The 13,210-nt window shown below is 74.3% G+C and carries 10 protein-coding genes; 5 read left to right on the top strand and 5 right to left on the bottom strand.

Annotated elements, in window-relative coordinates:
* Positions 1-468 precede the first annotated feature (468 nt).
* Positions 469-3,360, top strand: a complete 2,892-nt coding sequence (locus tag AB0G13_RS15645; protein WP_357874470.1) for a glycoside hydrolase family 48 protein — start codon at positions 469-471, stop codon at positions 3,358-3,360.
* Positions 3,361-3,643: 283 nt separating this feature from the next.
* Here AB0G13_RS15645 and AB0G13_RS15640 read toward each other — a convergent pair whose 3' ends face one another.
* Positions 3,644-4,336 (bottom strand): DUF3159 domain-containing protein, encoded by a 693-nt coding sequence (locus tag AB0G13_RS15640; RefSeq protein ID WP_357874376.1) that lies wholly within the window; start codon positions 4,334-4,336, stop codon positions 3,644-3,646.
* 84 nt (positions 4,337-4,420) lie between these two features.
* Between AB0G13_RS15640 and AB0G13_RS15635 the strand changes: the two genes are divergently transcribed.
* Complete coding sequence (locus tag AB0G13_RS15635) at positions 4,421-5,308, top strand: phosphatase PAP2 family protein (RefSeq protein WP_357874374.1); 888 nt, start codon at positions 4,421-4,423, stop codon at positions 5,306-5,308.
* Positions 5,309-5,313: 5 nt separating this feature from the next.
* Here AB0G13_RS15635 and AB0G13_RS15630 read toward each other — a convergent pair whose 3' ends face one another.
* Positions 5,314-5,766, bottom strand: coding sequence for a YbhB/YbcL family Raf kinase inhibitor-like protein (locus AB0G13_RS15630; RefSeq protein ID WP_357874371.1), 453 nt, complete (start codon positions 5,764-5,766; stop codon positions 5,314-5,316).
* 83 nt (positions 5,767-5,849) lie between these two features.
* Here AB0G13_RS15630 and AB0G13_RS15625 point away from each other — a divergent pair, with 83 nt between their 5' ends.
* Positions 5,850-6,548 carry a maleylpyruvate isomerase N-terminal domain-containing protein gene (locus tag AB0G13_RS15625; protein WP_357874369.1) on the top strand — a complete coding sequence of 233 codons (699 nt, stop codon included), beginning with the start codon at positions 5,850-5,852 and terminating at the stop codon, positions 6,546-6,548.
* A 92-nt stretch (positions 6,549-6,640) separates the two neighbouring features.
* On the opposite strand, the gene AB0G13_RS15620 is transcribed toward AB0G13_RS15625, so the two are convergent.
* Positions 6,641-7,525 carry a DUF1028 domain-containing protein gene (locus AB0G13_RS15620; protein WP_357874367.1) on the bottom strand — a complete coding sequence of 295 codons (885 nt, stop codon included), beginning with the start codon at positions 7,523-7,525 and terminating at the stop codon, positions 6,641-6,643.
* A gap of 126 nt (positions 7,526-7,651) precedes the next feature.
* Here AB0G13_RS15620 and AB0G13_RS15615 point away from each other — a divergent pair, with 126 nt between their 5' ends.
* A complete protein-coding gene (locus AB0G13_RS15615; protein WP_357874468.1) occupies positions 7,652-8,626 on the top strand; it encodes an LLM class F420-dependent oxidoreductase in 975 nt (324 codons plus the stop codon).
* Positions 8,623-9,414 (top strand): SDR family oxidoreductase, encoded by a 792-nt coding sequence (locus tag AB0G13_RS15610; protein WP_357874364.1) that lies wholly within the window; start codon positions 8,623-8,625, stop codon positions 9,412-9,414. Before AB0G13_RS15615 ends, AB0G13_RS15610 begins: the two co-directional genes overlap by 4 nt.
* A 61-nt stretch (positions 9,415-9,475) precedes the next feature.
* Here AB0G13_RS15610 and AB0G13_RS15605 read toward each other — a convergent pair whose 3' ends face one another.
* Positions 9,476-11,230: an extracellular solute-binding protein gene (locus tag AB0G13_RS15605; protein ID WP_357874361.1), complete on the bottom strand. Its 1,755-nt coding sequence runs from the start codon at positions 11,228-11,230 to the stop codon at positions 9,476-9,478.
* 227 nt (positions 11,231-11,457) lie between these two features.
* Positions 11,458-13,210, bottom strand: a 1,753-nt coding sequence (locus AB0G13_RS15600; protein WP_357874358.1) for a transglutaminaseTgpA domain-containing protein, incomplete at its 5' end; no start/stop codon positions are given.

The raw sequence follows: 13,210 nt of genomic DNA, 5'->3' as shown, positions 1-13,210 counted from the left end.
GGCTGGCCCGCCGTCAGCCCTCGGGCTGACTCCCCGGGCTCCGCGTCGACGGGCCCCGGGTGATCTTCTAGTTGGAACTCCGTCGATGGAAGCGCTCCCATCGACGATGCTGCGACTGTAACGCCCGTCACGGCTTTGTGAAAGCCCCAGAACGAGATCGAAACATGTTGCTGCTTTAGTCCGTCGTCGCCCATTGTGGGAGCGCTTCCATGCGTGGCACACTGTCGCCACCGCGACGCGGAGCCAGATCGCGCAAGCGTGGGTCGCCGAGGGCAGCCGGTGTCTCCGGTACGGCATCCGACGCAGTCGGCGGAGTCGCCGCCCCGCAGGGGCGCCGCCCGCCGCACCCCGGCCTCGGGCCGGGGCGACCACCATCCCGGGCGCCCGGGACCCCGTTCGCGGGAGGGCGCCCCGCCGGGGCCCTTCGTCCCCGGCCAGGTCCGAGGAGACACCGCGCACATGAGAAGACTGGCAAGACGTCGCCGCCTGGCGATGGTCGCCGCCGCCGCGCTCGTCGTCGGCGGGGTGACCCTGCCGGCCGGCGCCGCACAGGCCGCCCCCGCCTGCGACGTGGTCTACGCGACCAGCGACTGGAGCAACGGCTTCACCGCCAACGTCACCATCAAGAACCTCGGCGACCCGATCAACGGCTGGACGTTGAAGTTCGCCTTCCCCGGCGACCAGAAGGTGACCCAGGGCTGGTCGGCCAAGTGGAGCCAGACCGGCAACCAGGTCACGGCCACCAACGAGTCCTGGAACGGCGGCCTCGGCGCCGGCGCCTCGACCAGCATCGGCTTCAACGGCACGCACAGCGGCACCAACGCGAAGCCGACGTCCTTCTCGGTCAACGGCGTGACCTGCGGCGGCACGCAGCAGCAGCCGCCGACGGTCGGGCTGAGCGTGCCGGCCGGCCCGTTCGAGGCCCCCGCCGACGTGCCGCTGAGCGCCACCGCCAGCGACCCGGACGGGACGATCAGCAAGGTCGAGTTCTACCGCAACGGCCTGCTGGTCAACACCGACACCACCGCCCCGTACGGCTACACGCTGGAGGACCTGCCCGCCGGCGCGTACACCGTGCAGGCCAAGGCGTACGACAACGCGAACCTGACCGCCACCGCGGAGAAGTCCTTCACCGTCACGGCGGCGTCCGGGCCGGTGCTGGTCGCCACCCCGTCCGCGGTGAGCGTGGCCGAGGGCGGCAGCTCCACGGTCAACCTCAAGCTCAGCGCCGCGCCGGCGGCCAACGTGCCGGTCTCCCTCGCCCGCACCGGCGACACCGACATCACCGTCTCGCCGGCCTCGGCGACGCTGACCCCGAGCAACTGGAACACCGGGGTGAACGTGACCGTCGCGGCGGCGGAGGACGCCGACACGCTCGGCGGCACCGCCACCCTGACCGCCTCGGCCACCGGCTACGCGCCGCTGGCGATCACCGCCACCGAGATCGACAACGACAACGGCGGCGGGGACGACACCTACGTCAAGCGGTTCCTCGACCAGTACGGCAAGATCAAGAACTCGGGCTACTTCAGCCCCGAGGGCGTGCCGTACCACTCCATCGAGACGCTGATCGTCGAGGCGCCCGACCACGGCCACGAGACGACCTCCGAGGCGTTCAGCTTCTGGCTCTGGCTGGAGGCCCAGTACGGGCGGGTGACCCAGAACTGGGCGCCGTTCAACAACGCCTGGACCGTGATGGAGAAGTACATCATCCCGTCGCACGCCGACCAGCCCACGGCGGGCGCGGCCGGCACCCCGCAGTACGCCGCCGAGCACGACCTGCCCAGCCAGTACCCGTCACAGCTGGAGCCGTCCGTGCCGGTCGGCCAGGACCCGCTGCGCGCGGAGCTGCAGTCCACCTACGGCACCGGCGACATCTACGGCATGCACTGGCTGCTCGACGTGGACAACACGTACGGCTTCGGTCGCTGCGGTGACGGCACCACCCGGCCGGCGTACATCAACACCTTCCAGCGGGGCACCCAGGAGTCGGTGTGGGAGACCGTGCCGCAGCCGTCCTGCGACACCTTCGCCCACGGCGGCTCCAAGGGCTACCTCGACCTGTTCATCAAGGAGGCGAACGCGCCGGCGAAGCAGTGGAAGTACACCAACGCCCCCGACGCCGACGCCCGCGCCGTGCAGGCGGCGTACTGGGCCCTGACCTGGGCCAAGGAGCAGGGCAAGGAGGCCGACGTGGCGGCCACCGTGGCCAAGGCCGCGAAGATGGGTGACTACCTGCGCTACGCCATGTTCGACAAGTACTTCAAGAAGATCGGCAACTGCGTCGGGGCCGCCGCCTGCCCGGCCGGCACCGGCAAGGACTCGGCGCACTACCTGATGTCCTGGTACTACGCCTGGGGCGGCGCGTACGAGCCGAACCAGAACTGGTCGTGGCGGATCGGCTCCAGCCACAACCACTTCGGCTACCAGAACCCGTTCGCGGCATGGGCGCTGACCAACGTCAGCGAGCTCAAGCCGAAGTCGCCGACCGCGGTCACCGACTGGACCAAGAGCCTGGAGCGGCAGCTGGAGTTCTACACCTGGCTCCAGTCCGCCGAGGGCGGCATCGCCGGCGGCGCGACCAACAGCTGGGGCGGCAATTACGGCCAGCCCCCGGCCGGCACGTCGACCTTCTACGGCATGTACTACGACGTCGACCCGGTCTACAACGACCCGCCGTCGAACCAGTGGTTCGGGATGCAGGCCTGGTCGATGCAGCGCATCGCCGAGCTGTACCTGGAGACCGGCAACGCCAAGGCCAAGGCCCTGCTGGACAAGTGGGTGCCGTGGGCCATCGCCAACACCACGCTGGGCACCAACTGGTCGATCCCGTCGGACATGAAGTGGACCGGCCAGCCGACCACCTGGAACCCGGCCAACCCGCAGCCCAACACCAACCTGCACGTCGAGGTCACGGTGAAGGGCCAGGACGTCGGCATCGCCGCCGCCTACGCCCGCACCCTCATCGCGTACGCGGCGAAGTCGGGCAACGTGGCGGCGAAGAACACCGCCAAGGGGCTGCTGGACGCGCTGCACGCGGCCAGCGACGCCCAGGGCGTCTCCACGGTGGAGAAGCGCGGCGACTACCGCCGCTTCGACGACGTCTACGACGCCAGCACCGGTCAGGGCCTCTACGTGCCGCCCGGCTGGACGGGGACGATGCCCAACGGTGACGCCATCGCCGCGGGCAAGAGCTTCGTCGACATCCGCTCCTTCTACAAGAACGACCCGGCCTGGCCGAAGGTCCAGGCGTACCTGGACGGCGGCCCCGAGCCGGAGTTCAAGTACCACCGGTTCTGGGCCCAGGCGGACGTCGCCATGGCGTACGCCGACTACGGCAAGCTGTTCCCCAACGGCTGACCCGACTCCTCCGGGTGGGCGGCGCGGCCCGCCCACCCGGGGACCGACCGGGCCTGGGGGAACGCAGACGCCCGGTCGGCGGACGGCCTGACTCCCACGGTCAGGCCGGGGTGGGCCGGTCAACCGGCCGACGCAGCGGGGCAGCCGGCCCACCCCACCACACCCGGATATGCACCGGGCGCGAAAACGCCCGAAAAACCGGCCACCACGGGATCACGCGCGGGGCCGGGACGGAGTAACGTACGTCACCGGAGAGGCCGCTCCCCCCGTGGCGGCCTCTCCCTTACTTTCCCGCCGGCTCCGCCGCAGCCGGGGCCGGGACGACCGGGTGACGCAGCCCCGGATGACCCGCCGGCAGCGACCGGCGCACCACCACCCAGCTCACCGCGAGCACCGCCGCCACCAGCGGCCAGGACAGCGCGACCCGGGCCACCGTCAGCGCGACCACCTGGCCGCCGAGCCACAGCGGCAGGAACACCGCCACCCGCAGCACGTACGACGCCGCCCAGACCCAGCTACCCCGGCCGTACGCCCGCAGCAGCGCCGGATCCCGCCGCCACCGGGTCCGCTGGCCCAGCGCGGCGCCCACCACCACCCCGAGCAGCGGCCAGCGCACCACGACGCTGACCACCCAGGCGAGGGTGCTCGCCGCGTTGGACAGCAACTGGACGAGGAAGAAGTCCTCGGCGCGACCGGTGCGCAACGCGACCAGCGCGGCCACGCAGACGGCCAGCAGCCCGACCAGCACCGAACGCGGCCGGTCGCCCCGGCGCAGCCGCCAGCCGGCCAGCGCGGCGCCGGCCACCACCGCCGCGCCCACCCCGCCCCACAGCGAGTGCCCACCGAGCAGCCAACCGATCGCGAACGCCACCGGCGGCAGGCTGGCGTCGACCGCGCCCCGGCGCCCGCCGAGCAGGTCCGCGAGCGTCTCCGGCCGGTCCGTCGGGGCCGCCGCACGCTCCGGTGTACGCGTCACCGCACCCTCCTCACGTCCGCCACCAACCTAGCCGTCCCCGAACGACAGGCCACCCGCCGACCGGGCCGCGCCTGCCGCTACGGTGTGCGGGTGCGAGCGACGCCGAGGGGTTGGACCGCGGTCTGGTTGGTCGTCCTGGCGATCGTCCAGGCGGCGGCCTTCATCGCGGTCTGGCGGGTCGCCGTGCACGTCGAGATCGGCCAGTGGATCGACACCGTCGCCCTGACCGGCAACCGGATCGGGCAGGACCGCATCGACGGTCCGGTGGACCGGATCCTCAACGCCATGTCGGTCGTCTCGCTGCTGGCGGCGACCGCGGTGATCGGCTTCATCGCCCTGATCCGGGGCCGGATCGCCCTGGCCGTCACGGCCACCCTGCTGATCGCCGGCGCCAACGCCACCACCCAGCTGCTCAAGTTCGGCCTGGCCCGGCCCGACTTCGGCATCGACCCCGAACGGATCTACGCCGGCAACAGCCTGCCCAGCGGGCACGCCACGGTCGCCGCGTCGGTCGCGGTGGCCCTGGTGCTCGTCCTGCCGCGCACGGTACGGGTCTTCGGCGCGTTCCTCGGCGCCGGCTACGCCGCGATCGCCGGGGTGGCCACCCTCTCCGCCGGCTGGCACCGGCCCAGCGACGCGGTGGCCGCGTTCCTGGTGGTCGGGGTCTGGGCGGCGCTGGCCGGGCTGGTGCTGCTGATCACCCAGCGGGAGCAGGCGCAGGTGGAGTCGGCCGACGCCCACCGGGTCGCCGCCACGGTGCTCGGCGTCGGCGGCGTCCTGGCGGTGGTCGCCTGCGGCTTCGCCCTCGCCTGGCTGGTCGACCTGCGCGGCACCCCGCCCAGCGAGCTGGCCCGCCGGCCGCTCCTCGTCGGGTACGCCGGCAGCGCCGCCGGGATCGCCGGCACGATGGGCGTGGTGATGGCGCTGGTGCTCGCGGCCGTGCACCGGCTGGTGCCCCGGGTCAAGGGCTGACCCGCTCAGCGGGAATAGGTGCCCACCATCGTCCCGCTCGCGAGGTCCCGCTCGACGAGCAGGCGGTGCACCTCGTCCGCCCGCGGCGTCTCGGGCAGCTCCAACGGCCGGTCCAGCGCGTAGAGCCGGAAGAAGTACCGGTGGGGATCGTCGCCCTGGGGCGGGTGTGGGCCGCCCCACCCGGTCGTGCCGAAGTCGTTGGGCCACTCGCGACCGCCCAGCGGCACGCCGCCCTCCGGCGCCCCGTCGGCGCTCGGCGAGATGCCGGTGACCAGCCAGTGCAGGAACGGCGTCCGCCCCGCGTCCGGGTCCTCGACGAAGAGGACCAGCTCGGCCGCGGACTCCGGCACCTGCGCCCACTGAAGCGGCGGCGACACGTTGCCGCCCTCCTTCGAGAAGCGGCTCGGCAGCATGTCGTGGTCGTTGAACGCGGTGCTGCGCAGCATGATTCCGGCCATCCCTGGCGCTCCTCTCGTCGGCCCGGCCGCGCGTACCCGCCGGGGCGACGCCGAAACGGGCGAACCCCGGTGTGAGAGGGTCGATGGCGGAAGGTGCGGGACGGGGGAGGACCGTGGAAGGCGTACGGACGGCGTTCCGCGACGAGTGCGAGCGGCTCGGCGAGGTGCTGCGCGGTGTCGGCGAGGCGGATCTCGACCGCCCGACCGCCTGCCGGCCGTGGACCGTACGCGAACTGCTGGCCCACGTGCGCACCGGCGCGGGCCGGCTGGTCGACATGCTCGCCGCGCCTGCTCCGCCCCGCGCGCAGGTCGACGCCGCCGCCTACTACGGCGCTGCCAAGTTCACCGCGCCGGTGGACGCCGCCCGCGTCGACGCCGGCCGGCGGGAGGCCCGGGAACTCGACGGTCCGGCCCTGGTGGCCGACTTCGACCGGGCCTGGCGGGCCGCCCTCGACGCCGTCGACGCCGCACCGCCGGGTCGGGTGGTACGCACCCGCCACGGCGACGCGATGGCGCTCGGCGAGTTCCTGCGTACCCGCGTGGTGGAGGTCGGCGTGCACGGCCTGGACCTGGCGGCGGCGCTCGACCGGCGGCCGTGGCTGACGCCCGGCGCGGCGGAGGTCGTCGCCGACCTGCTCACCGGCGGGCGGGCGGTTCCGGCCGGGCTGGGCTGGGACCGGCTCACGCTGATCCGCAAGGCGACCGGCCGGGCCGGCCTCACCGACCGCGAGCGGGCCGTCGTCGACGCCGCCGGCTTCCGCTGGCTCTCCTTCGGCGGCTGATCCCGGCAGGGCTCGCGAGCCTGGCCCGCGGGCCGCCCGGGTTCGTGCCCGCCGCGCGCACGGCAATGCCCGGCGCGGCCCCCTGGCGGAGGTCAGGCGTCGGCGCCCAGCGGGTCGGCCTCCGGGCGTGGGGCGGGCACGTGCGGGGCGGCCCTGCGCAGGTGCTCCAGCACGACCGGGTCGATGCGGCCGGGCACCAGGCGCTCCTCCAGGTTCTCCAGGCCGGCCCAGGAGAAGAGCGCCTCCTCCGGTCGCGCCGGGTCGACCGGGTGCCCGAGCGCGGCCAGCAGCGCGCCGACCTCGGCGGCGACCGCGCCCGTCAGGTCGAGCAGGGTGGCCGGGTCGGGCCGGCTGAAGAGCAGCGTGTGCACCGCGAGCAGCCGGCCCAGCTCGGTCACCGGATCGGGGTGGTCGTCGACCCGCAGGTCGACCAGGACGTCGCCGGTGCCGTCGTACCCGCCGCCGCGCTCGACCACCAGCAGCCCGGCGCTCTGCCGGCCGCGCCGGTCGCCGCCGGCCTGGTCCCCGGCGCGCAACGCGGCGAGCAGCCGGTCGGGGAACGGCAGCGTCGCCCCGCCCAGCCAGGCGTCCCGGACCGCGTCGATCACCTGCGGGCCGGCCAGGATGTTGCCCTGCGTCGCCCAGCCGTCCCCGGCCTGGCCCCCGGCCCAGGGGTGGCAGGCGGGGCCGGTCCAGGTCGCGCCGGCGCCGGTGGCGGCGACCACGCCGAGCTGGCGATGGTCCCGGTCGGGGTCGGCGGCGACCAGCCCGGCCACCACGTCGGCCGCGGTCACCCCGGTGCGCAGCAGCGTCAGCCCCTGCGGGCGGTAGGCGAGGTTGACGTGGGCCTGGGTGGCGAGCGCGCCGACCTCGGCCTCGGCGGCCGGGACCAGCGCGCCGGCGGCCAGGAACCGGCTGGCCACGACGACGCCGTGCCGGCGGCCGTCCGCCGAGCGGGCGACGAGCGAGAAGGTCACGCATGGAGAGTAGCTCCCGCCGCTGCGTACACATCCCTCAGCTTCGATGCGTGTGGGATCCCCGACGGGATCTTGCTCTGCGCCGCGCCGAGCGGGCACGATCGACCGATGACGACGCGTTGGGGCATGACCGTGCCGCTGGACGGCATCCCGCTCGCCGAGCACGCCGCGCTCTACGCGGCCCTCGACCGGGCCGGTTTCACCGACGTCTGGTCCTCCGAGGTCAACGGGGCGGACGCGTTCACCCCGCTGGCGCTCGCCGCCGCCTGGCAGCCCCGGCTGCGCCTGGGCACCGCGATCACGCCGGTCTTCACCCGGGGCCCCGGCCTGCTCGCGATGAGCGCGGCGGCGCTCGCCGACGCCGCCCCCGGCCGGTTCGCGCTCGGCATCGGCGCGTCCTCGCCGGTCGTCGTCCGCAACTGGAACGCCGTGCCGTTCGACGAGCCGTTCTGGCGCACCCGCGACGTGCTGCGGTTCCTCCGCGCCGCGCTCTCCGGGGCGACCGTCGACGAGGAGTACGACACCTTCACCGTGCGCCGCTTCACCCTCGACCGGAAGCCGGCCGTGCCGCCGCCGGTGCTGCTCGCCGCGCTGCGCCCCGGGATGCTGCGGCTGGCCGGCGCCGAGGCCGACGGCGTGATCCTCAACTGGCTCGCCGCCGCCGACGTGCCGCGGGCGCTCGCCGAGGTGGGCGAGCGGCGACCCGGCTTCGAGGTGGTCGCCCGGATCTTCGTCTGCCCGACCGAGGACGCCACGCACGCCCGCGCGCTGGGCCGCCGGCTGATCACCAGCTACCTCACCGTCCCCGCGTACGCCGAGTTCCACCGCTGGCTGGGCCGGGATGAGGTGCTCGGGCCGATGTGGCGGGCCTGGGCCGCCGGGGACCGGCGCGGCGCGGGCGCGGCGGTGCCCGACGAGGTGGTCGACGCGCTGGTGCTGCACGGCTCGCCGGAGCACTGCCGCGAGCAGGTCCGCCGCTACGCCGACGCCGGCGTGGACGTGCCGGTGCTGGCTCTGCTGCCCACCCCCGAGCTCGCCGCCGGTGGCGCGGCGGCGCTGGGCGACCTGATCACGCGACTGGGTGGGGGTGAGGCGCGGTGAACCTCACCGACCGGGTCGTCGTGATCACCGGTGGCGCCGGCGGCATCGGCTCCGCACTGGCCCGCCGCTTCGCCGCCGAGGGCGCCGCCGCCGTGGTGGTGGCCGACCTCGACGCCGACGCGGCCCGCGTGGTCGCCGCCGGCCTCGGGCCGCTCGCCCACGCCGTCCGGCTGGACGTGACCGACGAGGAGCAGGTCCGCGCGCTGGTCGCCGACACCGAGCAGCGGTACGGGCGGATCGACCTGTTCTGCGCGAACGCGGGCGTCACCTCCGGCGGCGGGATGGAGGTCGACGACGCCGGTTGGGACCGCGCCTGGCGGGTCAACGTGCTCTCCCACGTCTACGCGGCCCGCGCGGTGCTGCCGGCGATGCTCGCCCGGGGCGGCGGCTACCTGCTGCACACCTGCTCGGCGGCGGGCGTGCTGACCTCGGTCGGCGACGCCCCGTACGCCACGACCAAGCACGCCGCCGTCGGCTTCGCCGAGTGGCTCTCCGTCACCTACCGCGACCAGGGCGTCCGGATCAGCGCGTTGTGCCCGCAGGGGGTGGACACGCCCATGCTCGCCGACGGGCTGGCCGCCGGGCACCTGGGCGCCCGCGTGGTGGCCGCCTCCGGCGCGGTGCTCACCGCGGACCAGGTCGCCGACGCGGTGGTCGCCGGCCTCGCCGAGGAGCGCTTCCTCATCCTCCCGCACCCCGAGGTCGCCGCCTACGCCCGCCGCAAGGCGGAGGACCCGGACGGCTGGCAGTCCGGCCTGCGCAAACTCGTCCGCCGCCTCCGTTCCTGAAACCCCGGCCGGGCGGATCCGGTTCGCCGCCCCACCGCCCGCGCAGCTCGGTTGCGCGGCGCTAGAAGCTGCTGACCAGCTTGACGAACGCGTCGTCGATCTTCGCCGGGTCGCGGGCGTCGAACGCCTTGCCCGCGGACGCCTTGGCGATGCGGTCCAGCGTCCCGAAGTCGGACTGCTCGTCGAAGGCGATGCAGAAGATCTTGATCGGTCGTTCCGGGTCCAACGCGACGTCCTTGAGCAGCCGGGCGAGGTCGTTGTCCTTGTTGTACTCGTTCTTGCCGTCCGTCAGTACGACCACCGCGTTGATCCGGGACTGGTCGTAGTGGTCGAGCATGTGCCGGTGTGCCGCCCGTACGGTGGCGTACAGCGCGGTGCCGCCCTCGACGTGGAGATTGTTGATCTCACTGCCGAGCGCCTTCTGGTCGAAGGGCGACAGCCGGACCTCCTGGCTGTATGGCGACTTCGGCCGCTGTGGGGTCTCCGACGAGAACGACCAGAGCGCGACCTTGTCCTCGGAGTTCAGGAGGCCGAAGCCCTTGGCGGCGGCCCTGGTCGCCACCTGGAACCTGGTCCGGTCGCCGATTCTCGCGTTCATCGAACCGGACGTGTCGACGGCCACGAGGATGTTGGCCTTCTTGCGGAGCGTGCCCCAGCCGGTGAGGATCGCCTTGACCACGGCGGGATCCGGCGGGTCGAAGTAGGTGAGGTTCTCGGCACCCCGCGCGCCGACGGCGGCGATCAGCGGGCCGGACGCGTTCCGCTCGTGGTCGCGGAACCCGTGCCGGCTGAAGCTCTGCTGCTGCGGCGGCTCCTGGAGGAACGCCAGGAAGTCGGCGGCGGCGTCACGCTGCTCCGGGCTGGCCGAGGGGAGGACCACGTACGGGTGGTCGAGGTTGAACGTGCCCTCCTTCGGATACAGCGCGACCAGCGGGACCCTCGGCTTCTCGCCCCTGGTGGGGCTCAGCTTCCCCTCGTTGTACTGGTAGACCAACTCCTCCTGCGTCACCACCGCGCTCATGTCCGTCGGGGCCTCGGCCCCCGACAGGTCCGCCTCGGCGCGGTCCTTCAACAGGTCCACGATGTCGTCGCTGTAGTGGGACACGTTGGCCTCGATGCGGCGGACGTACTGGGTCACCGCCGGATTCGCGAGGTCGCTCTCGGTGAGGTCGCTGGCCCGGTTGATGGCCGCGTAGTACGACGCGATCGTGGCCGCCAGCCCGGAGGTGGACAGGTTCGGGTTGACCTTGCCGAAGCTGAACCGCCCCCAGTCGGGGCGACCGAAGGCGGCCCAGCCCGTTCGCCCGGACGAGCCCAGGACCTCACCCCAGCCGAGTGGACCCTGTTGCTGGAGGAGCTTCCCCTTCGGCTGCGGCATGGCGATCACCAGCGGGCTGTTGGCGATCGACGGGTATAGGCCGGGGGTCTGCGCCGGGCGTCCGGCGGCCTCGTCCAGCAACTTCAACTGCCCCGTCCACAGGCTCGACGTCGGCAACCACACCTGCGGCCGTGGCAGGTTGGGCTGCTTGACCGCCCAGTCGCCGGCCAGCGCGTCCGTCGAGGCGCCGGAGGCGAGGCCGTGCACGGTCACCACGGCGCACCGGCCGCCGAACCGCCGATCGCTCTTGTTGTAGCGTTCCGCCAGCTCGCCGAGCAGCACGTCCTTCTCGATCGACGAGCTGACCTCCAGCGGCGTGCACTCGGCGTCCGCCGCCGGCCGGACGATCAGGTAGGCCGCCGCGATGACCGCGAATCCGGCCACGATGGCCGCGGTGTACGGCAACCACGGCCGGGCGGTCGGTCGACCTGAAACCATCTGGTCCCTCCAGGGTGTCGGCTGACGGCGTCGACATCAGCCATCGCTGCCTCTGTCAGCCCAGCCGGGGTGACTCCGGAAACATCGACGAGCCGCGACGGACGACAGAGGTATGGTGTCACGGCCCGCCAGCACGAAAGCCGTTCGCCTTCCGGCGTGTCGTGCTGCCCCGGGGCCGGAACCGGAAGCAGCGATGGCGGTGGATCCCGCCGCGTCGGGGGGCAGGCTCATCGGCGCCAGCGCAGCGGACCGGGGCGAACGGACCAGACCAGGCGGCGCCACCAGGGGCGGGCGGCGCGCAGGGCCGCCACGTAGTCGCTGGCGGTCGTGACGGCCCGGGCGGCCTGCTCCGCAGTGGCCGTGCCCGGGGCGAACGCCGTCTGGTTGAGCAGTCCGGCCAGTTCGTCCACCCGCGCGTCGAGGTTCCCGACCTCCGCCGTGGTGCGCGGCAGGCGGGCGTCGGCCGGGGCGGGCGGGGAGCCGGGCGTCGCGTCGCGGGCGTCGGCGACGGCCCGGCGGGCGTGGGCGGCGACCTCGGAGGCGGAGAGGTCCCCACCGACCGGGTGACCGGCCAGCCGCAGCGCGTCGGTGACCTCCCGCCAGGCGCCGGCGATCCGCTGGCCGGGGTCGCCCCGCTCCAGCCGCGCCCGGGTCCGCGCCCGGCGCATCAGCAGCAGCGTGAGCAGCGCGGCCACGATCAGGAGCAGCATGCCGCCCGTCCCGCTGCCGACCAGCAGCGCCGCCGACGGTCCACCGGAGTCGGCCGGCCCGCCCGGCGCGGCCACCGGCTCCGGAGACGCGGTCGGCTCGACCGTCGGCTCCGGCACCTCCGACGGGGGCGGATCCTCCGGGGCGGGCCGGAAGTCCTCCTCCACCGGGCGGGGCTCCTCGTCGGGCCGGGGCAGCGGATCGAACGGCACCCAGCCCAGCCCCTCGAAGAGCACCTCCGGCCAGGCGTACGCGTCGCCGGCCCGGACCGGCCCGTCGCCGGCGGCGCGGAAGCCCACCACCACCCGGGTCGGCAGCCCGGTCAGCCGGCCCAGCACGGCGAACGCCGCCGCGAACTGCTCGGAGGTGCCCCGCTGGCCGCCCGCGTCGCGGGGCCCGAAGAGGAAGAAGTTCAGGTTCGGGTACGCGTGCCCGCTCGGCGCGTCCGCGACGAGGCGGTAGTGCTCGGCGAGGAACTGCTCCACGGCGGCGGCCCGCGCGTACGGGGCGCCGTTGGACTCGGCGAGCTGGGCGGCGAGGCGGCGCAGCGGATCGGGCACCCCGTCGGCGACCCGGAGCACCCGGGCCACCTCCTCGCCGGCCGGCACGTCCGCCGTGCCGAGCAGGTTGGCGTCCGGCGTCTCCATCGCCGACGTCACGCTGTAGCGCAGCCCCGGGGTCAGGCCCTCCGGCCGGATCAGCGTCCCGGTCGTCGGGTCGTACGCCACCCTGGCGCCGGTGACCTCGCGCGGGGTGGCGACGGCGGGCAGCAGCCGGCCGCTCAGCCCGGCGACGCTGATCTCCTGCCGTACCGTCTCCACGGTGCTGTCCGGGGCCGGCGCCGTCGCGGGCAGGATCCGCCCCGCGTTGCGGTACGTCGCGCCGACCCGCCAGGTCACCCCGTCGTAGTCGCTGAGCACGGCCAGCCGGATCGGCACCGGGCGGTCGGCGGCGCCCGGCCCGGGGGTCGCCCCCGGTTCCGGGGCCGGTACGGGACCCGGCGGGCCCGACCGTCGCGTGCGCACGTCGAGCAGCTGCTGCCCCGGGTTCAGCGCCCAGCCGGAGATCCGGATGAGCGGGTTCTCGTCCAGCGTCTCGACCTGCGGCGGCTCGACGTACCGCCGCGGGTCAACCGGCCGGCCGTCCACCTGGCCGGCGAGCAGCGGACCGAGCAGCGCGACCAGCCCGACCACCACCGCGAGACCGGCGGCGGAGGCGGCGGCGAGCCGGGCCCGGGCGGCGGCGCGGACCGCCGGGTCCAGCCCGGCGGCC

It is taken from the genome of Micromonospora sp. NPDC023633 (assembly GCF_040640035.1).
Classification (GTDB): Bacteria; Actinomycetota; Actinomycetes; order Mycobacteriales; family Micromonosporaceae; genus Micromonospora.
This window is presented reverse-complemented; position numbering and strand designations above follow the sequence as displayed.